Source organism: Microbacterium sp. (assembly GCF_036566905.1).
In the GTDB taxonomy this organism is placed as follows: domain Bacteria; phylum Actinomycetota; class Actinomycetes; order Actinomycetales; family Microbacteriaceae; genus Microbacterium.
Genome location: NZ_DATCVK010000183.1, coordinates 23,241 through 44,613, shown reverse-complemented (window position 1 = coordinate 44,613; position 21,373 = coordinate 23,241). Strand labels below are relative to the sequence as shown.

18 protein-coding genes are annotated in these 21,373 nt (G+C 70.0%); 8 read left to right on the top strand and 10 right to left on the bottom strand.

Annotated features, from left to right (window positions below; genetic code table 11):
* Together VIP82_RS15275 and pknB are read left to right on the top strand one after the other, a co-directional pair.
* The coding region (locus VIP82_RS15275) for a LysM peptidoglycan-binding domain-containing protein (protein ID WP_331910090.1) at positions 1-618 on the top strand (618 nt) is incomplete at its 5' end.
* Positions 619-719: 101 nt separating this feature from the next.
* Positions 720-2,675, top strand: a complete 1,956-nt coding sequence (gene pknB, locus VIP82_RS15270; protein ID WP_331910088.1) for a Stk1 family PASTA domain-containing Ser/Thr kinase — start codon at positions 720-722, stop codon at positions 2,673-2,675.
* Between the two features lie 58 nt (positions 2,676-2,733).
* On the opposite strand, the gene VIP82_RS15265 is transcribed toward pknB, so the two are convergent.
* The 3 genes from VIP82_RS15265 to VIP82_RS15255 form a co-directional block, all read right to left on the bottom strand.
* A complete protein-coding gene (locus VIP82_RS15265) occupies positions 2,734-4,083 on the bottom strand; it encodes a class II 3-deoxy-7-phosphoheptulonate synthase (protein ID WP_331910086.1) in 1,350 nt (449 codons plus the stop codon).
* Positions 4,084-4,145: 62 nt separating this feature from the next.
* Positions 4,146-4,835, bottom strand: coding sequence for a lysophospholipid acyltransferase family protein (locus tag VIP82_RS15260; RefSeq protein ID WP_331910084.1), 690 nt, complete (start codon positions 4,833-4,835; stop codon positions 4,146-4,148).
* A 4-nt stretch (positions 4,836-4,839) separates the two neighbouring features.
* Positions 4,840-5,775, bottom strand: coding sequence for an ROK family protein (locus VIP82_RS15255; RefSeq protein WP_331910082.1), 936 nt, complete (start codon positions 5,773-5,775; stop codon positions 4,840-4,842).
* A gap of 154 nt (positions 5,776-5,929) precedes the next feature.
* On the opposite strand from VIP82_RS15255, the gene VIP82_RS15250 reads away from it, so the two are divergent.
* The gene (locus VIP82_RS15250; protein WP_331910080.1) at positions 5,930-7,756 is read left to right on the top strand and encodes an AMP-dependent synthetase/ligase; all 1,827 of its coding nucleotides are present in this window, start codon (positions 5,930-5,932) and stop codon (positions 7,754-7,756) included.
* 93 nt (positions 7,757-7,849) lie between these two features.
* Here VIP82_RS15250 and def read toward each other — a convergent pair whose 3' ends face one another.
* The 3 genes from def to VIP82_RS15235 all read right to left on the bottom strand — a co-directional run bounded on the left by def (position 7,850) and on the right by VIP82_RS15235 (position 13,889).
* The gene (gene def, locus VIP82_RS15245) at positions 7,850-8,341 is read right to left on the bottom strand and encodes a peptide deformylase (RefSeq protein ID WP_331910078.1); all 492 of its coding nucleotides are present in this window, start codon (positions 8,339-8,341) and stop codon (positions 7,850-7,852) included.
* Positions 8,342-8,349: 8 nt separating this feature from the next.
* Positions 8,350-10,407, bottom strand: coding sequence for a MinD/ParA family ATP-binding protein (locus tag VIP82_RS15240; protein WP_331910076.1), 2,058 nt, complete (start codon positions 10,405-10,407; stop codon positions 8,350-8,352).
* Positions 10,408-10,481: 74 nt separating this feature from the next.
* The gene (locus VIP82_RS15235; RefSeq protein WP_331910074.1) at positions 10,482-13,889 is read right to left on the bottom strand and encodes a pyruvate carboxylase; all 3,408 of its coding nucleotides are present in this window, start codon (positions 13,887-13,889) and stop codon (positions 10,482-10,484) included.
* A gap of 86 nt (positions 13,890-13,975) precedes the next feature.
* On the opposite strand from VIP82_RS15235, the gene VIP82_RS15230 reads away from it, so the two are divergent.
* Together VIP82_RS15230 and VIP82_RS15225 are read left to right on the top strand one after the other, a co-directional pair.
* Entirely contained in the window at positions 13,976-14,785 is an 810-nt protein-coding gene (locus VIP82_RS15230) for a ParA family protein (RefSeq protein WP_308867590.1), read from the top strand.
* A gap of 130 nt (positions 14,786-14,915) precedes the next feature.
* The gene (locus VIP82_RS15225; RefSeq protein WP_331910072.1) at positions 14,916-16,130 is read left to right on the top strand and encodes a trans-sulfuration enzyme family protein; all 1,215 of its coding nucleotides are present in this window, start codon (positions 14,916-14,918) and stop codon (positions 16,128-16,130) included.
* A 1-nt stretch (position 16,131) separates the two neighbouring features.
* On the opposite strand, the gene VIP82_RS15220 is transcribed toward VIP82_RS15225, so the two are convergent.
* From VIP82_RS15220 to VIP82_RS15210, 3 genes are all read right to left on the bottom strand, one after another.
* Positions 16,132-16,674, bottom strand: a complete 543-nt coding sequence (locus tag VIP82_RS15220) for a MerR family transcriptional regulator (protein WP_308867592.1) — start codon at positions 16,672-16,674, stop codon at positions 16,132-16,134.
* 165 nt (positions 16,675-16,839) lie between these two features.
* Positions 16,840-17,532, bottom strand: a complete 693-nt coding sequence (gene ftsR / locus VIP82_RS15215) for a transcriptional regulator FtsR (RefSeq protein ID WP_331910070.1) — start codon at positions 17,530-17,532, stop codon at positions 16,840-16,842.
* Positions 17,532-18,035: an FHA domain-containing protein gene (locus VIP82_RS15210; RefSeq protein WP_331910068.1), complete on the bottom strand. Its 504-nt coding sequence runs from the start codon at positions 18,033-18,035 to the stop codon at positions 17,532-17,534. Before VIP82_RS15210 ends, ftsR begins: the two co-directional genes overlap by 1 nt.
* 258 nt (positions 18,036-18,293) lie before the next feature.
* Between VIP82_RS15210 and VIP82_RS15205 the strand changes: the two genes are divergently transcribed.
* The gene (locus VIP82_RS15205; RefSeq protein ID WP_331910066.1) at positions 18,294-18,659 is read left to right on the top strand and encodes a hypothetical protein; all 366 of its coding nucleotides are present in this window, start codon (positions 18,294-18,296) and stop codon (positions 18,657-18,659) included.
* Between the two features lie 64 nt (positions 18,660-18,723).
* Here the strand turns inward: VIP82_RS15205 and VIP82_RS15200 are convergent, their stop codons facing one another.
* Complete coding sequence (locus VIP82_RS15200; RefSeq protein WP_308867596.1) at positions 18,724-19,125, bottom strand: four-helix bundle copper-binding protein; 402 nt, start codon at positions 19,123-19,125, stop codon at positions 18,724-18,726.
* A gap of 106 nt (positions 19,126-19,231) precedes the next feature.
* On the opposite strand from VIP82_RS15200, the gene VIP82_RS15195 reads away from it, so the two are divergent.
* Entirely contained in the window at positions 19,232-19,918 is a 687-nt protein-coding gene (locus tag VIP82_RS15195) for a copper resistance CopC family protein (RefSeq protein ID WP_331910064.1), read from the top strand.
* A gap of 9 nt (positions 19,919-19,927) precedes the next feature.
* Positions 19,928-21,325, top strand: coding sequence for a dihydrolipoyl dehydrogenase (lpdA, locus tag VIP82_RS15190; protein ID WP_331910062.1), 1,398 nt, complete (start codon positions 19,928-19,930; stop codon positions 21,323-21,325).
* The last annotated feature ends 48 nt before the right edge of the window (positions 21,326-21,373 follow it).

The window sequence follows — 21,373 nt, the reverse complement described above, 5'->3', positions numbered from 1 at the left end:
GCGCCGGCGCCGGCGCCCGCGCCGGCTCCCGCTCCGAGCGCGCCGGCCGCCGGCACGCACACGATCTCGGCGGGCGACACGATCACCGCGATCGCGCAGCGGTACGGCGTGACGATCGATGCCGTGCTGTCCGCCAACGGGCTCGGTCGGTCCTCGATCATCTATCCCGGCCAGACCCTCAAGATCCCGGCAGCCGCTTCCTCCGTTCCGGGGCTGACCTCGGAGCAGGTGGCCAACGCGCAGCTCATCGTGCGCATCGGCCGCGAGCTCGGGGTCTCCGACCGCGGCATCGCGATCGCCCTCGGCACGGCGATGCAGGAATCGTCGCTGCGCAATGTGACGTGGGGCGATCGCGACTCGCTCGGCCTGTTCCAGCAGCGCCCGAGCTACGGCTGGGGCACCGAGGCGGACGTGCAGGATGCCGCGCGCGCGACCCGCGCCTTCTTCGGCGGCTCCGGCGACCCGAACGGGTCCCGCACGCGCGGCCTCCTCGACATCCCCGGATGGGAGGGCCTGACGTTCACGCAGGCCGCCCAGGCGGTGCAGATCTCGGCCTACCCCGACGCGTATGCGAAGTGGGAGGCGTCGGCGCACTCGTGGCTCGCGGCGCTCGGCTGACGTCGATACACGGCAGCGTCGCGATCCGGAAGCGTCACATTACGATCTCGCGGGGTGAGGCGCTCCGCTTCCTCGCAGGCCCGCGTCCGTAGACTCTCAGCGTGAGCACGAGTCAGCAGACGGACCCGCTGATCGGCCGTCTCGTCGACGGCCGGTACCGGGTGCGTGCTCGCATCGCCCGCGGCGGGATGGCGACCGTGTACGTGGCCACGGATCTGCGCCTCGAGCGGCGCGTCGCCCTCAAGGTGATGCACGGCCATCTCAGCGACGACACTGTGTTCCAGAGCCGGTTCATCCAGGAGGCCCGAGCCGCCGCCCGGCTGGCCGACCCGAACGTGGTGAACGTGTTCGACCAGGGCCAGGACGGCGACATGGCGTATCTCGTCATGGAGTACCTGCCGGGCATCACGCTGCGCGAGCTGCTGCGCGAGCAGCGGCGGCTGACCGTGCCGCAGGCGGTGTCGATCCTCGACGCCGTGCTCTCAGGGCTCGCCGCCGCGCACAAGGCCGGGATCGTGCACCGTGACGTGAAGCCCGAGAACGTGCTCCTCGCCGAGGACGGCCGCATCAAGATAGGCGACTTCGGGCTCGCCCGCGCGACGACGGCGAACACCGCGTCGGGCGCGCAGCTGCTCGGCACGATCGCGTACCTCGCTCCCGAGCTCGTCACGCGCGGCACCGCGGATGCGCGCAGCGACATCTACGCCATCGGCATCATGCTCTACGAGATGCTCACCGGTGAACAGCCCTACAAGGGCGAGCAGCCGATGCAGATCGCGTTCCAGCACGCGACCGACTCGGTACCGCGACCGAGCGTCAAGAATCCGGGCGTGCCCGAGCCTCTGGATGAACTCGTGCTGTGGGCGACCGAGAAGTCGCCCGATGAGCGCCCGCTCGACGCGCGCGAGATGCTGCAGCGCCTGCGCGACATCGAGCGCGAGCTCGGCATCTCCCCCGTCGTCGCGCGCACCGGTCCGATCGGCATCGTGCGCGACGACGCCACGGCCACAGGTGAGCTCACCGCCGTGCTGCCGGGCACGCCCACCGGGCCCACCGCCGCGATGGAAGAGGTCGACAACGCCAGCCGCCTTCGCCGCGCCACGCAGCGCCGCCGCTCGCGAGGCGCCTGGCTCATCGTGCTCGTGCTGCTGCTGGCGGCTCTCGCGGGCGGCCTCGGGTGGTGGTTCGGCTCCGGACCCGGATCCCTGGTCGCCGTCGCCGATGTCACCGGCATGACCTTCGAGGAGGCGTCCGCGCGACTCGAGCAGGACTCGCTCGTCGCCGTGCAGCAGGGCGAGAACAGCCTCGAGGTCTCCGCGGGGCAGGTCATCCGCACCAATCCTCCGCAGGGAACACGCATCGACAAGGCCTCCGAGGTCAACGTCTTCGTCTCGCTCGGACCCGCCGAGGCGACCTTCACATCGTTCGCCGGCATGCCGGAGGCCGATGCCCGGTCCGCCTTCACTGCGCAGTCCGTCTCGGTCGCCGACGACAGCGCCACGTTCTTCACAGATGCCGCCGCGGGCACGGTCATCGGCGCCTCCGTCCGGCCCGCCGGCGCACCCGACGACGGTTCGCAGGACGTCCCCTGCATCGATGGCTGCACCGTGCACCAGGGCGACAGCGCCCGCCTGCAGGTGTCGCTCGGCCCGCTGCCCGACGTCTCCGGCGAGAGCGAGGGCAAGGCGCGCAGCACCCTCGAGGGCCTCAACCTGGTCGTCGCGGACCCCAGCCAGACCGAGGCGAGCGACGCGGTCGACGAGGGTCGCGTCATCCGCGTCATCGGCAAGGAGGACGGCGGCTGGCTCGCGCCGGGCGACACCGTGACTCTGGTCGTGTCGACCGGTCCCCCGCTGTTCGCAGTACCGGATCTCGTCGGCATGACGCTCGCCGAGGCGCGCCAGGCGGCGGAGGATGCCGGTTTCTCGATCGACTACGACGACCGCTGGGACGCCTTCCCCGACCCGTTCACGCAGGTGGAGTCGCAGAAGCCCGATCCCGGCGACATGGAGCCCCGGGGCACCGTGATCTCGCTGCGCATCGCTGCCGCGCTCTGACCGCAGAACAAGAAGATCCCGGATGCCTCGGCCGAGGCATCCGGGATCTTCTTTCGTGTCAGGCGCGGGCGGTCAGCTTCTCGAGCTCTTCGGCGACGAGGAAGGCCAGCTCGAGCGACTGCATGTGGTTCAGGCGAGGGTCGCAGAGCGACTCGTAGCGCGTGGCGAGGGTGGCCTCGTCGATGTGCTCGGAGCCGCCCAGGCACTCGGTGACGTCGTCGCCGGTGAGCTCGACGTGGATGCCGCCCGGGAAGGTGCCGACGGCGCGGTGAGCGTCGAAGAAGCCGCGCACCTCGTCGACGACGTCGTCGAAGCGACGCGTCTTGTAGCCGGTGGGCGTGGTGATGCCGTTGCCGTGCATCGGGTCGGTGACCCACAGCGGGGTGGCGCCCGAGTCGCGCACGGCCTCCAGCAGCGGGGGCAGCGCGTCGCGGATCTTGCCCGCACCCATGCGCGTGATGAACGTGAGACGGCCGGGCTCGCGGTTCGGGTCGAGCTTGTCGATGAGCGCCAGCGCCGTCTCGGGCGTGGTCGTCGGCCCGAGCTTCACGCCGATGGGGTTGCGGATCTTCGAGAAGTAGTCGACGTGCGCGCCGTCGAGATCCCGCGTGCGCTCGCCGATCCACAGGAAGTGCGCCGAGGTGTTGTAGGGCGTGTTGGTGCGCGAGTCGATGCGCGTCATGGGCCGCTCGTAGTCCATCAGCAGGCCCTCGTGGCCGGTGTAGAACTCGACGCGCTTGAGCTCGTCGAAGTCCGCACCGGCGGCCTCCATGAACTTGATGGCACGGTCGATCTCGGTCGCGAGACGCTCGTACTGCTGGTTCGCGGGGTTCTGTGCGAAGCCCTTGTTCCAGGAGTGCACCTCGCGGAGGTCGGCGAAGCCGCCCGTTGTGAAGGCGCGGATCAGATTGATGGTCGACGCCGCCGTGTGGTACCCCTTCAGCAGTCGCTGGGGATCCGCCTGGCGCGAGCCTTCGGTGAAGTCGTAGCCGTTGACGATGTCGCCACGGTAGGCCGGCAGCGTGACGTCGCCGCGCGTCTCGGTGTCGCTCGAACGGGGCTTGGCGAACTGACCCGCCATGCGGCCCATCTTCACGATCGGCATCGACGCGCCGTACGTGAGCACGACCGCCATCTGGAGCACCGTCTTGATGCGGTTGCGGATCTGCTCGGCGGTCGCACCGGCGAAGGTCTCGGCGCAGTCGCCGCCCTGCAGCAGGAACGCCCGGCCCGACGCCGCACGGGCGAGGCGGTCACGCAGGTTGTCGACCTCACCGGCGAACACGAGCGGGGGCAGTGTGGCGAGCTCTGCGGATGCCGCAACCGCCGCCTCGGCGTCATACCACTGGGGCTGCTGCTTGATGGGCAGGGTCCGCCAGTGGTCGAGTGCGTCGAGCTGCTGAAGCATCCCTCGAGTCTAGCCGTGGCGAGGTCGGCGCCGGCGCCGCGTGACGCCCGTTCGCCGGGCGGTCAGCGAGTCTTCTTCCTGAGCCGGTCCTTGACCGTCGACGCGTAGACGTCCTCGTACTCCTGCTCGCCCAGCCGCTGCAGCGCGACCATGATCTCGTCGGTGATCGAGCGCAGGATGTAGCGGTCGCCCTCCATGCCGGCGAACCGCGAGAAGTCGAGCGGCTCGCCGACCACGATGCCCACCCGCACGATCCGTGGGATCGTCGTGCCGATCGGCATCATCGTGTCGGTGTCGACCATCAGCACCGGCACCACTGGGACGTGCGCCTCGAGGGCCATGCGCGCGATGCCGGTGCGGCCGCGGTACAGCTTGCCGTCGGGGCTGCGCGTGCCCTCGGGGTAGATGCCGAGCAGATCGCCGCGGCCCAGCACCTGCAGGCCGGTGTTGAGCGATGCCTCGGATGCCTTGCCGCCGGTGCGATCGATCGGAATCTGACCGGTCCCCTTCATGAACATCCGGGTGGCCCAGCCCTTGAGGCCCTTGCCGGTGAAGTAGTCGCTCTTGGCGAGGAACGCCATCGGCCGGTCGATCATGAGCGGCAGGAACACGGAGTCGATGAAGGAGAGGTGGTTGCTGGCGAGGATCGCGGCGCCCTCCGCAGGCACGTTGCGACGGCCGACGATCCACGGGCGCCAGATCGCCTTGACGATCGGCCCGATCACCACGTATTTCATCAGCCAGTAGAACATCGCGCTACGCCTCTGTGCCCGCGAGGTCGGCGGCGCCGATCAGCCCGGCGTCGTTGACGAGTCGCGCGATGGCGAAGGTCGCGATCGGCCGGTCGCCGTAGCCGGGCAGCGACCGCTCGTACGCCAGGCGCATCGGCTCGAGCAGTGCATCGCCGAGCTGGGCGACGCCGCCGCCGATGACGAACAGCTCGGGGTCGAGCACCGCCTGGAAGCCGCCGCACGCCTCACCGAGCGCGGTCGCGACGCGGCGGAGGGCCTCCGCGGCGCCGGGGTCACCGGCGAGCACCAGCCGCGAGACGGCCGGACCGCTGATCGAGCCGTGCTCGGCGCGGTGGGCCGCCAGGGCGGCGCCGATCCCGCCCGCGTCGGCGATCTCACCGGCCTCGCGCTGGAGCGCGCGGCCCGACGCGTACTGCTCGAGGCAGCCGTGCTGCCCGCATCCGCAGAGCAGGCCGTCGCGGATGAAGCGCGTGTGGCCGAGTTCGGCGGCGATGCCATGCCCGCCGCGGAAGAGCTTGCCGTCGAGGACGATCGCCCCGCCGACGCCGGTGCCCATCGTGAGCATGACCATGTGTTCCACGTCGCGCCCGGCGCCGAAGCGGAACTCCGCCCAGCCGGCGGCGTTCGCGTCGTTCTCGATCGTGACCGGCAGGCCGATGCCGTCCTCGAGCGTGGCCTTCAGCGGTTCGTTGTGCCAGGCGATGTTCGGCGCGTGGATGACGGTCGCGCGGTCGCGGTCGATGAAGCCCGCGGCTGCGACGCCGACGGCGGCGACCTGGTGCGTCGCCCGGAAGTAGCGGGCCATGTCGACCACGGCCTGCGCGAGCGCTGCCGTGTCGGTCGGGGTGTCGACGCGGAGCTGTTCGACGATGCCGCCGTCGGAGTCGACGACGCCTCCCGCGATCTTGGTTCCGCCGATGTCGATACCGACCTTGAGCACGATCTCCCTCTCCGGCCGCCGCACGCACGACAGCGCCTTGAAGTCTATCCAGGCACTCCTCGTCCACACCCGCCACCGAACGCGATGTGACGCCCGATTAGACTCGGATGAGATCCACCCGAGATTTCATCCGTCCGGTACCGAAGGAGCTGCCGTGGTCCAGTTCGAAGTCCCTGCCATCGTCCCCGCCGATCCGCAGGCGAACATCACCGACCTGCTGGTCGAGCGCGTCAAGGCGACGCCCGACCGCGCACTGTTCGCGGTGCCCGATGGCGAGGGCTGGCGCGACATCACCGCGGCCGAGTTCCAGAAGCAGGTCATCGCGCTCGCCAAGGGATTCGTCGCCGGCGGCATCGAGCCCGGCGACAAGGTGGGCTTCATCGCCCGCACCACGTACGACTGGACTCTCGTCGACTTCGCGCTGTTCTACGCCGGCGCCGTGATGGTGCCGATCTACGAGACCAGCTCGACGGCGCAGATCGCGTGGAACCTGACCGACTCCGGCGCGATCGCGCTCATCACCGAATCGCCGGAGCACACCGCCCGTTTCGCGGAGGCGCGTGACGAGCTGCCGCTGATCCGTTCGGCGTGGGAGATGCACAGCGGCGACCTCGACCGGCTCATCGCCGAGGGCGCCGGCGTCACCGACGACGAGATCGAACGGCGCCGCAACATCGCCAACGGCGCCGACATCGCGACGCTCATCTACACGTCGGGCTCGACCGGCCGCCCCAAGGGCTGTGTCCTCACCCACAGCAACTTCGTCGAGCTCACCCGCAACGCGACGCTGTCGAACCAGGAGGTCTTCGCCACCCCGGGTGCATCGACCCTGCTGTTCATCACGACCGCCCACGTGTTCGCGCGATTCATCTCCATCCTCGACATCCACGCGGGCGTGAAGACCGGGCACCAGCCCGACACGAAGCAGCTGCTGCCTGCGCTCGGCTCCTTCAAGCCGACCTTCCTCCTCGCCGTGCCGCGCGTGTTCGAGAAGGTGTACAACTCTGCGGAGCAGAAGGCCGAAGCCGGTGGCAAGGGCAAGATCTTCCGCGCCGCCGCGCACACCGCCGTCGAGCACTCGCGCCTGAAGCAGGAGGGCAAGAAGGTCCCGCTGGGCACGAAGATCAAGTTCGCGCTGTTCGATCGGCTCGTCTACAGCAAGCTCCGCACCGCGATGGGGGGCAACATCGCCTTCGCGGTCTCGGGCTCGGCGCCGCTCGGCCCCCGGCTCGGACACTTCTTCCACAGCCTCGGGGTGACCATCCTGGAGGGCTACGGTCTCACCGAGACCACCGCGCCCGCGACGGTCAACCAGGCCCGCAAGTCGAAGATCGGCACGGTCGGCCCCGTCATCCCCGGCGTCAGCATCCGCCTCGGAGACGACGGCGAGATCCAGGTCCGCGGTGTCAACGTGTTCAAGGAGTACTGGCGCAACCCCGAGGCGACCGCCGACGCGTTCGACGGCGACTGGTTCAAGACCGGCGACATCGGGGCGTTCGACGACGAGGGCTTCCTCACGATCACCGGTCGCAAGAAGGAGATCATCGTCACCGCCGGCGGCAAGAACGTCGCGCCCGCCGCTCTGGAAGACCCGATCCGCGCCAATCCGATCGTCGGCCAGGTCGTCGTCGTCGGCGACCAGAAGCCGTTCATCGCGGCGCTGGTGACGCTCGACCCCGAGATGCTGCCGACGTGGCTGGCTAACAACAGCCTGCCCGCCGACATGTCGCTCGCCGATGCCGCGAAGAACGATGCCGTGCGCGCCGAGGTGCAGCGCGCGATCGACCGGGCGAACACATCGGTGTCGCGCGCCGAATCGATCCGCAAGTTCACGATTCTCCCGAGCGAGTGGACCGAGGCGAGCGGTCACCTCACGCCCAAGATGAGCATCAAGCGCAACGTGATCCTCGCCGACTTCGCCGGCGACATCGAGGAGATCTACGCCGTGCCGGTGAACACCACGAACGTCTCGCTCTCGTAGCGGGCGACGGATGACGGAAGCCCCGGGCCCTCGCAGGGCCCGGGGCTTCGTCGTCGTCGTGGTCTTGCTGCGGTCGCAACGATCCGCACCGCGTCAGAACCAGTCGGACTCGCGGATCTCGCGCATCGCGATACGGCGCTCCTCGGGCGTGAGCCGCTTCAGGTAGAGCATGCCGTCGAGGTGGTCGGTCTCGTGCTGCAGCGCCTGGGCCAGCAGCCCCTCCCCCTCGAGCACGAGCTCGTTGCCGTCGAGGTCCATCCCGACGACCTTCGCCCACGGGTAGCGGACCGCGTCGTGCCAGAGCCCCGGCACCGACAGGCACCCTTCGCCGATGGCCTCGGGCTCGCCCGACACCTCCACCAGCACGGGGTTCAGGACGTACCCGATGTCGCCGTCGATGTTGTAGCTGAAGGCCCGCAGGCCGACGCCGATCTGGGGCGCGGCCACGCCGGCGCGCCCGGGCAGCTCGACGGTGTCGAGGAGGTCGCGCACGAGGGCGCGCACGCCGTCGTCGACCTTCTCGATGGGCGCGCTGACCGCCGTGAGAACGGGGTCGCCGAAGACACGGATGGGACGAACAGCCATCGGATGCCTCAGGCCGCCGGAGCGAGCGAGCGAAGACCCTCGACCACCGTCGCCGCGAGAGCGCGCGCCGCGTCCCGCGTCGCGGGCTGCAGCTCGCGGAAGACGATCGCGCTGCCGGCCGCGATGTGGGCGTCGTACGGCACGCGCACGACGGCGCGCACGCGGCTGCGGAAATGCGACTCCAGCTCGTCGAGCTGCACGAGCGGCTGGCCGGGACGCGCGTTGTTGAGCACCACGACGGCGCTGCGCACCTTGTCGGCGTACCCGTTGGTCTCGAGCCACGTGAGCGTCTCCGACGCGAGGCGCGCCTCGTCGACGCTGAGACCGGCGACGATGACGAGCTGGTCGGCCAGATCGAGAGTGGCGCCCATCACGGAGTGCACGATGCCGGTGCCGGTGTCGGTGAGCACGACCGAGTAGTAGTGGGCGGCGAGGGCCGCGACGTTCCGGTAGTCGGCGTCGTTGAACGCCTCCGATACGCGGGGGTCGGTGTCGGAGGCGACGACGTCGAGCCGGGTCTCGTCGCGCGCGACGATGTTCGACAGGTCGTTGAAGCCGACGACCTCGGGGCTGATGCGCACCAGGTCGCGGACGGTCTTGCCGCTGTCCCTCGAGATCCGCTCGGCGAGCGTCCCCCGGTCGGGGTTGGCGTCCACTGCGATGACGCGATCGTCGCGCGCGTCCGCCAGCGCCTGTCCGAGCAGGGCGGTGACGGTCGTCTTGCCGACGCCGCCCTTGCGCGACAGCACCGGCACGAACCGCGCACCGCCGGTCAGCGGCGCCGCGATGCGGCGGTCGAGATCCTTGCGGGCCTTCGCGCGCTTGCTGTCGCCGAGGTTGATGCGCCGGCCTGAGATCGAGTAGACGAAATGCTGCCAAGCGCCTTCGGGCTCGGGCCGCACGACCTGGTGAGGGTCGAGCAGCCGGTCGGCGGTGAGCAGGTCAGCGGTCTCGCGGTCGGCTTCGAACTCACCCAGGCGCTTCGACGACAGCGTGACATCGGCGGCGCGCGGGAACGCGGCACGCTCGACGGCCGAGCGCTCGACGACGGGCTGCGCTCCGGTGTGGTTCGCCGCGCGACGGGTCGCGGGCGTCGAGCCCGTGGCGCTCTTCGCGGCAGCGGCGGCGGCCGCGACCGACGGCGGCGCGGGCGACGTCTGGGGCGTGGATGCCGCGGCCGCGGCATCCGTCGTGCCGGCGTCCTTGCCGTGGTCGGCCGGGGTCTTCGCGCTCATGGGCTCCTCCGCGGTGTCGTCGGTCGCGATGACATCGTCTCCCGTTGCGGCGTTCTCCGCCAGAGCCGCTTCGACCTCCTCCTCGGCGAGGACGATGTCGAACTCGGCGGGATCGAACTCATCGTCGAAGTCCGCATCTTCGAACTCGACGGCGTCGAAGTCGACGACCGCGAACTCATCGTCTGCCGGTTCGCCGGCCTCAGGCTCGGCGCTGACCTCGGCGGCGACGGCGGCGTCGCCGGCGGCGGCCGCTTGGTCGCCGGCGCGCTCGGATCCCTCGGACTCGGGCTCACCGGTTCCGAAAGCAGGCTCGACGCTCTCCGTGCGGGACTCGTCGTCAAGGTCGGCCGCGTCCTCGGCGGTCTCCTCGGCGAGGCCAGCGGCATCAGCCTGCTCGTCCGCCTGGTACTCGTCGGCCTGATCTTCGGCGTGAGCCGTCTCGCCGGCCTCGACCACCTCGAGCACCTCGTCGGCGTCGGCGATGTCCTCCACCGGGGCCGCGGGCGCGAAGCCCTCGCCCTCGATGGTCCACTCCTCGAGGTCCGCGTTCGTCTCGATGATCTCGGCCTCCGTCGTGTCGGCCGGGTACTCCGCGGCCGGCGCGATGACGGGAAGGTCCGCGTCGGCGGGGATCTCGATGATGAACGGCACCTCGTCGTCGATGACGTCGTCGTCAGCGAGGTCGTCCTCGGACTCGGACGGCAGCTCGACGTTCACCTGCGCCGTTGCACCGCCCAGGATGCCGAGACCGGTCGTGTCGATGCTGCCCGTCTCGGAGAGCACCCCGTTCTCGGGCTCGTCGGGTGTGTGTTCGGTGCGATCGGGCGTCACTGCGAAGTTCTCCTGGGAAGACGGCGCCTGTGCGGGTGCCGGGGGCGCATATCGGGCGTATGCCGCCCTCCAGGCTACTGGGCGGGACGGATGACGACCAAAAGGTCGCCGGCATCCACCTGCGCGGTCGCCGCGATCGCCAGGCGTTCCACGACGCCGTCCACGGGTGCGGTGATCGCCGCCTCCATCTTCATGGCCTCGATCGACGCCACCGGCTGACCCGCGGTAACCGCATCGCCGACCGCCGCCTTGAGCGTGACGACGCCCGAGAACGGTGCCGCGACCTGCCCGGGCTTCGTGGTGTCGGCGCGCTCGACCTGGCGTGCCTCGACCGCGATGCTGCGGTCGCGCACGAACACCGGGCGGAGCTGGCCGTTGAGGGTCGTCATCACCGTCCGGATGCCCTTGGCGTCGGCTTCGCCGATCGCCTCCAGGCCGACGTACAGCTGCACACCCGGGTCGATCTCGGCGACGTGCTCCTCCCCCGGCTTGAGGCCGTAGAGGTAGTCGGGCGTGCCGAGCGCCGTCAGGTCGCCGTAGGCCTCGCGGTTCTTCTCGAACTCGCGTGCCGGGCCCGGGAAGAGCAGCCGGTTCAGCGTGCGGCGGCGCAGCGCCGTATCGCCGGCAAGACCCTCGTGCTCGTCGGCGGTCAGCTCGGGCACGTCGATCGAGATCGTGCGACCCTCGAGCACCTTGGTGCGGAAGGGCTCGGGCCACCCGCCCGGCAGATCGCCCAGCTCGCCCGCCATGAAGCCCACCACAGAGTCGGGGATGTCGTAGTTCTGCGGGTTCGCCTCGAAGTCGGCGGGATCGGCGCGCACCGCGACAAGGGCCAGCGCGAGATCGCCGACGACCTTCGACGACGGCGTCACCTTCGGGATGCGACCCAGGATCCGGTCGGCTGCGGCGTACATGTCCTCGATGAGCTCGAAGTCGTCGGCGAGGCCGAGCGCGATCGCCTGCTGGCGGAGGTTCGAGAGCTGTCCGCCCGGGATCTCGTGGTGGTAGACGCGGCCCGTCGGCGAGGCCAGCCCCGACTCGAACGGGCGGTACAGGTGGCGCACGGCCTCCCAGTACGGCTCCAGGTCGCTCACCGCCTGCAGGCTCAGGCCGGTGTCGCGGTCGGTGTGCGCGAGGGCGGCGACGAGCGCCGAGAGCGACGGCTGACTCGTGGTTCCCGACATCGGCGCGGCGGCGGCGTCCACGGCATCCACGCCCGCGGCGCTGGCCGCGAGGAGCGTCGCGAGCTGACCGCCTGCGGTGTCGTGGGTGTGCAGATGCACCGGCAGGTCGAAGTTCTCGCGGAGCGCGGTGACGAGCTTCGCGGCCGCGGCCGGGCGCACCAGCCCTGCCATGTCCTTGATCGCCAGGATGTGCGCGCCCGACTCGACGATCTGCTCGGCGAGGCGCAGGTAGTAGTCGAGCGTGTAGAGCTGCTCGGCCGGATCCAGCAGATCGGAGGTGTAGCAGAGCGCCACCTCGGCGATCGCGGTACCCGTCGACCGCACGGCGTCGATCGCCGGACGCATCTGCGACACGTCGTTGAGGGCGTCGAAGATGCGGAAGATGTCGACGCCGGTGGCCGCGGCCTCGCGGACGAACGCGTCGGTCACCTCCACCGGGCGTGGCGTGTAGCCGACCGTGTTGCGGCCGCGCAGCAGCATCTGGATCGGGATGTTCGGCATCGCCTCGCGGAGAGCTTCGAGACGCTCCCATGGGTCCTCGGCGAGGAAGCGCAGCGCCACGTCGTAGGTCGCCCCACCCCACGCCTCGACCGACAGCAGCTCGGGAGTCATCCGCGAGACGTGCGGGCCCACCCGCACCAGGTCGCGGGTGCGCACGCGGGTGGCGAGCAGCGACTGGTGGGCGTCGCGGAAGGTCGTCTCGGTGACGGCGAGGGCAGTCTGCTCACGCAGCGCGCGGGCGAACCCCTCGGGACCGAGCTCGCGCAGCCGGGCGAGATTACCGGCGGGCGGCGCGGCCGCGAGGTCGATCTCGGGCAGCTTGCTGCCCGGCGAGACCGACAGCGGCTTGTCGCCGTAGGGGCGATTGACCGTGATGTCGCCGAGCCAGTTGAGCAGCTTGGTCGCGCGGTCCCGCGACGGGTTGCTGGTGAGCAGCTGGGGGCGCTCGTCGATGAACGACGTGCTCACGTCGCCCGCGACGAACGCGGGATCATCGAGAACAGCCCGGAGGAACGGGATGTTGGTGGAGACGCCGCGGATCCGGAACTCCGCGAGGGCCCGGCGGGCGCGAGCCACCGCCGCCGGGAAGTCGCGGCCGCGGCACGTGAGCTTGGCCAGCATCGAGTCGAAGTGCGGGCTGATCTGCGAACCGGCGGCGGTGGTGCCGCCGTCCAGCCGGATGCCGGCGCCGCCCGGGGAACGGTAGGTGGTGATCCGGCCGGTGTCGGGCCGGAATCCCTGCGACGGGTCCTCGGTCGTGATGCGGCACTGGAGTGCGGCTCCGCGCAGCTGGATGCGGTCCTGCGTCAGACCGAGCTCGGCGATGGTCTGCCCCGCGGCGATGCGCATCTGCGACTGCACGAGGTCGACATCGGTCACCTCTTCGGTGACGGTGTGCTCGACCTGGATGCGAGGGTTCATCTCGATGAAGACGACCTCGCCGGTGCGCGGACCGGCGGTCTCGAGGAGGAATTCGACCGTTCCCGCGTTCTCGTAGCCGATCGACCGCGCGAACGCCACGGCGTAGCCGTGCAATGCGTCCCGGACGGCCGGGTCGAGGTTGGGCGCCGGCGCGATCTCGATCACCTTCTGATGGCGACGCTGCACCGAGCAGTCGCGCTCGAAGAGGTGCACGGTCTCGCCCGTCGCGTCGGCGAGGATCTGCACCTCGACGTGGCGCGGTCGCTGCACGGCCTGCTCGAGGAAGACGCGGGCGTCGCCGAAAGCGCTTCCCGCCTCACGCATCGCCTCAGCGAGGGCCGGGGCGAGCTCCTCGGGGCGCTCGACGCGCCGCATCCCGCGTCCGCCGCCGCCGGCGACGGCCTTGACGAAGATCGGGAAGCCGATCTCGTCGGCCTGGCCCAGCAGGGCGTCGACGTCGTCCGAGGCCTCGGTCGAGCGAAGAACCGGCACGCCCGCCGCGACCGCGTGGTGCTTCGCGGTGACCTTGTTGCCGGCCATCTCCAGCACCTTCGCCGGCGGGCCGATGAAGGCGATGCCGTTCGCGGCGGCCTTCTCGGCGAGCTCCGGGTTCTCCGAGAGGAAGCCGTAACCGGGGTAGATCGCGTCCGCGCCGGCCTCCTTCGCGACGCGCACGATCTCGTCCACATCGAGGTAGGCGCGGACCGGATGGCCCTTCTCGCCGATCTCGTACGACTCGTCCGCCTTCTGCCTGTGCAGTGAGCCGCGGTCCTCGTACGGGAACACCGCGACGGTGCGGGCCCCCAGCTCATACGCGGCGCGGAAAGCCCGGATGGCGATCTCGCCTCGGTTCGCGACCAGGATCTTGCGGAACATTCGACCTCCGTGAGCGGCGGCGCGGGTGGGCCTCTGGAAACAGGCTGAGTGTGCTCACAGCCTAGGGGACGGTAACGTGGTGCCTTGTGCACGTCCTATCCGTCAGCTCGCTCAAGGGTGGCGTCGGCAAGACGACCGTGACTCTCGGACTCGCGTCGGCGGCCTTCGCCCGCGGTGTCCGCACGCTCGTCGTCGACCTCGACCCGCAGTCCGACGTATCGACGGGCATGGACATCCAAGTCGCCGGTCGACTGAATGTCGCCGATGTCCTGGCGAACCCCAAGGAGAAGACGGTCCGTCAGGCCATCACCTCCAGCGGCTGGGCGAAGGTGCATCCGGGCACCATCGACGTCATGATCGGCAGCCCGTCGGCGATCAACTTCGACGGTCCGCATCCGAGCGTGCGCGACGTCTGGAAGATGGAAGAGGCGCTCGCGACCATCGAGGCCGACTACGACCTCGTGCTCATCGACTGCGCGCCGTCGCTGAACGCCCTCACGCGCACCGCCTGGGCGGCATCCGACCGCGTCATCGTCGTCACCGAGCCCGGACTGTTCTCGGTCGCCGCTGCCGACCGCGCCCTCCGCGCCATCGAGGAGATCCGCCGCGGCCTCTCGCCTCGTCTGCAGCCGCTCGGCATCGTCGTCAACCGCGTGCGCCCCCAGTCGATCGAGCACCAGTTCCGCATCAAGGAGCTGCGCGACATGTTCGGCCCCCTCGTGCTGAGCCCGCAGCTTCCCGAGCGCACGTCGCTGCAGCAGGCGCAGGGCGCCGCGAAGCCCCTGCACATCTGGCCCGGCGACTCCGCTCAGGAGCTCGCGGCCGACTTCGACTCACTGCTCGACCGCGTGATGCGCACCGGCCGCATCCCGGTTCCCGAGGACACGCGCTCCTGACGACGGATGCCGGCACCCCGGCATCCACGGGGGTGACCAGTCTGCTCACCCGACGAACACTTTGCGCACTTTATGCACGGCTGAGTGATCACGACTTGCTAATCGCCTCGCGATCACTGAACATATCGCCATGGCATCGATGACGCTGCACCCTGACAGCCTTGCCGTGCACGCCGGCCGCGACGATCTCGCAGCGCTGGGCGTCCACGCACTCCCCCTCGACCTCTCGTCGACCAATCCGCTGCCCGGCATCGAGCTCGGCGGCATGTCGTACGAGGTGCTGGCGACCGGAGGCCACCCGTTCGAGGGAGGCTCGAACGTCTACGCCCGGCTGTGGAACCCGACGGTCGCCCGGTTCGAAGAGGCCCTCGCCCGCCTCGAGCACGCCGAGGAGGCGGTGGCGTTCTCGTCGGGCATGGCAGCGGTCACCGCGGTGCTGCTCGCGCTGACGCACGAGTCCCAGCGCCGTCACGTCGTCGCGGTGCGTCCGCTGTACGGCGGCACCGACCATCTGCTCGCGTCGGGGCTGCTCGCCGTCGAGACCACGTTCTGCGCCCCCGACGCCGTCGCCGCGGCGATGCGCGACGACACAGCGCTCGTCGTGCTCGAGACGCCGGCCAACCCCACGCTCGAGCTCGTCGACATCCGCGCCGTCGTCGCTGCAGCCGGCGATGTGCCCGTGCTCGTCGACAACACGTTCGCCACGCCCGTGCTGCAGCATCCGCTCGATCTCGGCGCCGCGCTGTCGCTGCACAGCGCCACGAAGTACCTCGGCGGTCACGGCGACGTCGTCGGCGGGGTGGTCGCCTGCGACGCACGGCTCGCCGCGGCGCTGCGTCGCACACGCGCGATCACGGGCGCGATCATGCACCCGCTCTCGGCGTACCTGCTGCACCGCGGTCTCGCGACCCTGCCGGTGCGCATGCGGGCACAGCAGGAGGGCGCCCGGGTGGTCGCGGAGTGGCTCACGACCCGGCCCGAGATCGCACGCGTGCACTTCCCCGGCTTCGCCGCGAGCGACCCCCAGGGGCTCGTGGGCACTCAGCAGTCGGGTCCTGGGGCGATGATCGCGATCGAGCTGGCCGGAGGGTTCGACGCCGCCTCGTCGCTGACGGCGGCGGTCGAGCTGTTCACGCACGCCGTGTCGCTGGGCAGCGTCGATTCGCTCATCCAGCATCCGGCCGCTCTCACGCATCGCCCGGTCGCGTCGGACGCAAAGCCCTCGGACGCGCTGGTGCGCCTGTCGATCGGCCTCGAGGACCCGACCGACCTGATCGCCGACCTGGCGCAGGCACTCAGCGCCACCACAGGGGCGCGCGAGCGAGTCGAGCCGGCGCTCGCCTGAGTCAGGCGGAGCGGGCGGCGCGGCGCACGGCGAGCTCGTCCATGGGGTCGGGCCGCTCGAACTCGAACTCGACGAGTTCGGACTCGACCTCGCGCAGCACCTTGCCGACGGCGATGCCGAAGACGCCCTGGCCGCGGCTGACGAGGTCGATGACCTCGTCGTTCGACGTGCAGAGGTAGACGGACGCGCCGTCGCTCATGAGGGTCGTGCCGGCGAGATCCCGGATGCCGGCAGCACGGAGCTGGTCGACGGCGGTGCGGATCTGCTGCAGCGAGATGCCGGTGTCGAGAAGTCGCTTGACGAGCTTCAGCACCAGGATGTCGCGGAAGCCGTACAACCGCTGGGAGCCCGACCCGCTGGCGCCCCGCACGGTCGGCTCCACGAGCTCGGTGCGAGCCCAGTAGTCGAGCTGACGATAGGTGATGCCGGCGGCCTTCGCGGCCACGGCACCGCGATAGCCGACCTCGTCGTCCATCGCAGGAAGTCCGTCGGTGAAGAGGAGTTCGGCGCCGAATGGCTCACCTGCAGCCACGTCTCCGGTCATGCTCGTCCCCCCTCCGGAATCGAATACCTCAACGCTAGATCAGCCTCCCCCTCGCGGCAATGACATCCGCTGTTCGCAGGTCGGCGTGTCGCACGCATGGACATGCTCAGCGACCGGTTCCGGGCTCGCCGGGCCGCTGCACGGTTCGCCTGATTCGCGGCCTGATCAGGAAAGCATGCGGTCGAGCGCGGCGCGCACGAAGATCGCACGCACGTCGTCGAGACGCCGGGTCAATTCGGGCGCGAGCTCTCCGGCACGACCGCGGGACGAGGCATCCGTCCGTCGCAGGAGCGGGGCGAGTGCCGATTCGACGAGGGCGACGTCGCGCTCGGCGCTCTGCCGCAGCGCACGCACGTGACGCGGCTCGATCCCGTGCCGGTCGAGGGCGACGAGCGCACGCAGCAGCGTGACGGACTGCTCGGTGTACGACTCGGCGCCGGCGATGATGCCCGTGCTGATGGCGTCGTTGAGCAGCTGCGGGGCAGCCCCGGCGGCGGCGAGCATCTCGTCGCGACGGTAGCGGCGCGGCGCCGGCACGATCGACGGCGGCGGCACCGCGGTCGGCGTGGCCGGGTCGCGTCCGGCGTCGACGTCCTCGAGGTAGTCGCGGATGACCGACAGCGGCAGGTAATGGTCGCGCTGCAGCGTCAGCGCGAGGCGCAGCCGCTCCAGGTCGTCCTGCGAGAACTTGCGGTACCCCGACTCGGTGCGCAGCGGCGTGACGATGCCCTGCACCTCGAGGAAGCGCAGCTTGCTCGACGTCAGGGACGGGAACTCCGGCGACAGGCGCGCCAGAACCTGCCCGATGCTGAGGAGACCCGCGGACGACGCCCTTTCACGGGCGGATGCCGCGGGCATCAGGCGTCCGCCGCCCGGGCGAGGTCGGCCGGCGAGACGAAGAAGTTGAGGCGGAACTTTCCGACGCGCACCTCGGCGCCGTTGGTGAGCGTGGCCCTGTCGACCCGCTCGCCGTTCACGTAGGTGCCGTTGAGCGAGCGCTGGTCGACCAGCTCGAAGGTCGTGCCGGAGCGCGTGATCTCGGCATGGCGGCGCGAGACGGTGACGTCGTCGAAGAAGATGTCGGCTTCGGGATGCCGCCCCACGGTCGTCACGTCGGAGTCCAGCAGGTAGCGGGCACCTGCGGTCGGTCCGGAACGGACGAGCAGCAGTGCCGCACCGGAAGGGAGGGCGTCGATCGCGTCGAGCTCCGCATCGCCGAGCTCGCTGCCGAATGGCACGAACGACAGATCGGAATCGTGGCCGAACGTCTGCGTGGTGTCGGCGGCACGGTCGGACTCGTGTGCGTCGGCCCCTGCTGCGCGGCGGATGTCGCCCTGATCGGGTCGGCGGTCGTGCTCCACGGTTTCCTCCTCTGTCCGTTCAGCCTATCCGATCGACCTCGGCTGCGACGAGGTCGTTTGCGTCCACTTCACCCGGTCGCCGATGCCGGCGCTCCCGAGAGCTCCGGCACGTCCGCGGGGTGAGGCGAAGCCTCGACACCCCCGGAAAAGCGCTCGTACCGCAATGTTTCGCCGCGTGTCGCGCGAGATGCCTCGGAACACGTGCCCGCCTAGCCTGGCAGGACCGTAGACGATTCGTCGAATGAGAAGGAGACCACCGTGTCCAGCCCGCACAGCCACATCCCGCCCCTCCAGGTGCGTGAGCGTGCGGCGTGCATGTGCGATCACGGCGGCAGCTGCTCCTCGTTCGCTCCCGGCCACGCGCTGCATCTGATCCAGGCGCGCCTGGCCTCGGCGACGCCGTCGGAGTGGGCGGACGCCATCGTCGAGGAGTCCGACGAGCGGTCCGGTTTCGTCATCATCCGGACGCTGACGGACGCGACGTCGATCGTGCTGTGGAACGGCGTGGGCGCCGCGGTGACCGCGGCCCCGGGCACGCCCGTCGCGCTGCATGAGCGCTACCACGTGCTCGCCGTCGGCGGCGCGCGCTTCAACGTCCTCCGCGCGGAGCTCGCCGAAGCCTGATCGGTCCGCCGCGATCGTGCCTGCGCGAGGGATCGCGCAGGAGGAACGAGAAAGGCGACGGGCCTCAGCCCATCGCCATCATCGAGTTCTTCATCGCCATGCAGGCGTCCATGCATGCCTGGCAGGCCTGAGCGCACATCTTGCAGACCTCGCTGTGGTCCGCGTGCTCCATGCACTCGTCCATGCAGAGCTGGCACATCGCGATGCACGCGTCCAGCATCGACATCATCGTGGCCGGGTTCATACCCTGCATGCGCATCATGGCGCGCATCATCGTGTTGCACATGTCCGCGCAGTTCATGCACGCGGGCGCGCACGACATCATCTGCGTGGAGCACACCGTGCATGCCTGCTCGCAGGCCGAGCAGGCGTCCATACAGGCCTGCATCACCGACATGTCCATGGTGTCCATGCCGGGCATCGACATCATGTCCTTCGACATGGCGTCCATCATCATGGAGTCCATCGCCGCCATCCTTCCGTCACCGGGTCGGCGGGCAGATCCCCCGCCTTGCGGCCATGCTAGACCTCGGAACGCCCGGATCGAAGGGCCGGATAGGCTCGATCGCGTGATGTCACACAGAGTTCACAAGCGGCTCTCAGCCCCCGTCTCGGCGCTGGTCGCCGCCCTGCTGGTCGCCTTCGCCGTCGTGCTGGCCACGGCATCCCCCGCCCAGGCGCACGATGAGCTGCTGGGCAGCGATCCCGCCGCCGGCAGCAGTCTCGACGCGCTTCCCGCGCAGCTCACGCTCACGTTCAGCGCCGAGATCGCCGACGACGAGGGCGCATCGGTCGTGGAGGTGACGGATGCCGCGGGCACCACGCTCACGGCCGGCGCCCCGGTCGTGAGCGACAACGTGCTGACGCAGCCGCTCGCGGGTGAGGCGTCCGGTGCGGTCACAGTGCTGTGGAAGGTCGTCTCGAGCGACGGGCATCCCATCTCGGGCGAGCTCTCGTTCACGGTCGCGGGTTCCCCATCACCCACCCCGACGGCATCGCCGACGCCGTCGGAGACGGCGACCGCAGCGCCGACGGAGACCGTCGAGCCCACGCCGACCGCGACGAGCGTTCCCGCCTCCGACGACGCACCGAGCGCGTGGCCGTGGGTCATCGCAGGCGTCCTGGCGCTTGCGCTGGTGGCCGCCGTCGTCTACCTGCTGGTGTCGCGTTCGCGGCGCGAGAAGGCCCTCGCCGCCTCGTCCGCGAGCGCTCCGGGCGACCCCTCGCAGCCCGGCTCCCCGCCCTCGGCCGACCACTAGGCTGGAAGCATGCCTCACTACGACGTCGCCATCCTCGGCGCGGGGCCCGGCGGGTACGTCGCGGCCGTCCGTGCTTCTCAGCTCGGCCTCAAGGTCGCGATCATCGAAGAGAAGTACTGGGGCGGTGTCTGCCTCAACGTCGGCTGCATCCCCTCGAAGGCTCTGCTCAAGAACGCCGACCTCGCGCACCAGTTCCACCACAAGGCCGATCTGTTCGGCATCTCGGGCGACGTGCACTTCGACTTCGGGGTGGCGTGGGACCGCAGCCGCAAGGTGGCCGATACCCACGTCAAGGGCATCCACTACCTGATGAAGAAGAACAAGGTCGACGAGTACGAGGGGCGCGGATCGTTCACCGGTCCGAACGCGATCCGCGTCACCAAGGCCGACGGCTCCACCGAGGACGTCACGTTCGACAACGCGATCATCTCGACCGGCTCGAAGGTCCGCCTGCTCCCGGGTGTGCAGATCGGCGGCAACATCGTCACGTACGAGGAGCAGATCCTCGCCCGCGACCTGCCGCAGTCGATCGTCATCGTCGGCGCCGGCGCCATCGGCATGGAGTTCGCCTTCGTCATGGTCAACTACGGCGTCAAGGTCACGATCATCGAGTTCCTCGACCGTGCGCTGCCCAACGAGGACGCCGATGTCTCCAAGGAGATCGCGCGCCAGTACAAGGGCTACGGCGTCGACATCCTCACCTCGACCAAGGTCGAGACCGTGGACGACCAGGGCGACAAGGTCACCGTGACCTACACCGCCAAGGACGGCTCCACCGGCTCGATCGACGCCGACAAAGTCATGATGTCGATCGGCTTCGCCGCCAACGTCGAGGGCTTCGGGCTCGAGAACACCGGCGTGAAGCTCACCGACCGCGGCGCCATCGACATCGACGACCACATGCGCACCAACGTGCCGCACATCTACGCGATCGGCGACGTCACCGCCAAGCTGCAGCTGGCCCACGTGGCCGAGGCGCAGGGCGTCGTGGCCGCCGAGACGATCGGCAAGGCCGAGACGATGACCCTCGGCGACTACCGCATGATGCCGCGCGCGACGTTCTGCTCGCCGCAGGTGGCCTCGTTCGGCCTCACCGAGCAGCAGGCGCGCGACGCCGGCTACGACGTCAAGGTCGCGAAGTTCCCGTTCTCGGCGAACGGCAAGGCGAACGGCCTCGGCGAGCCCATCGGCTTCGTCAAGCTCATCGCCGACGGCGAGCACCTCGAGCTGCTCGGCGGTCACCTCATCGGCCCCGACGTCTCGGAGCTGCTGCCCGAGCTGACGCTGGCGCAGAAGTGGGACCTCACCGCTCTCGAGGCCGCGCGCAACGTCCACACGCACCCGACGCTGTCGGAGGCCGTGCAGGAGGCCTTCCACGGCCTCGCCGGCCACATGATCAACCTCTGATCAGCTGACGCGGAAACGCCCCGAACCCTCTCGAAGGGGTCGGGGCGT

Excerpts from the sequence above, each read along its gene's own strand:
- VIP82_RS15195 (WP_331910064.1), top strand. The coding sequence starts at position 19,232 with ATGTCACACAGAGTTCACAAGCGGCTCTCAGCCCCCGTCTCGGCGCTG.
- lpdA (WP_331910062.1), top strand. The coding sequence starts at position 19,928 with ATGCCTCACTACGACGTCGCCATCCTCGGCGCGGGGCCCGGCGGGTAC.
- VIP82_RS15260 (WP_331910084.1), bottom strand. The coding sequence starts at position 4,835 with ATGTTCTACTGGCTGATGAAATACGTGGTGATCGGGCCGATCGTCAAG.
- VIP82_RS15220 (WP_308867592.1), bottom strand. The coding sequence starts at position 16,674 with ATGACCGGAGACGTGGCTGCAGGTGAGCCATTCGGCGCCGAACTCCTC.
- ftsR (WP_331910070.1), bottom strand. The coding sequence starts at position 17,532 with ATGCCCGCGGCATCCGCCCGTGAAAGGGCGTCGTCCGCGGGTCTCCTC.
- VIP82_RS15200 (WP_308867596.1), bottom strand. The coding sequence starts at position 19,125 with ATGGACTCCATGATGATGGACGCCATGTCGAAGGACATGATGTCGATG.
- VIP82_RS15225 (WP_331910072.1), top strand. The coding sequence starts at position 14,916 with ATGGCATCGATGACGCTGCACCCTGACAGCCTTGCCGTGCACGCCGGC.
- VIP82_RS15265 (WP_331910086.1), bottom strand. The coding sequence starts at position 4,083 with ATGCTTCAGCAGCTCGACGCACTCGACCACTGGCGGACCCTGCCCATC.
- def (WP_331910078.1), bottom strand. The coding sequence starts at position 8,341 with ATGGCTGTTCGTCCCATCCGTGTCTTCGGCGACCCCGTTCTCACGGCG.
- VIP82_RS15235 (WP_331910074.1), bottom strand. The coding sequence starts at position 13,889 with ATGTTCCGCAAGATCCTGGTCGCGAACCGAGGCGAGATCGCCATCCGG.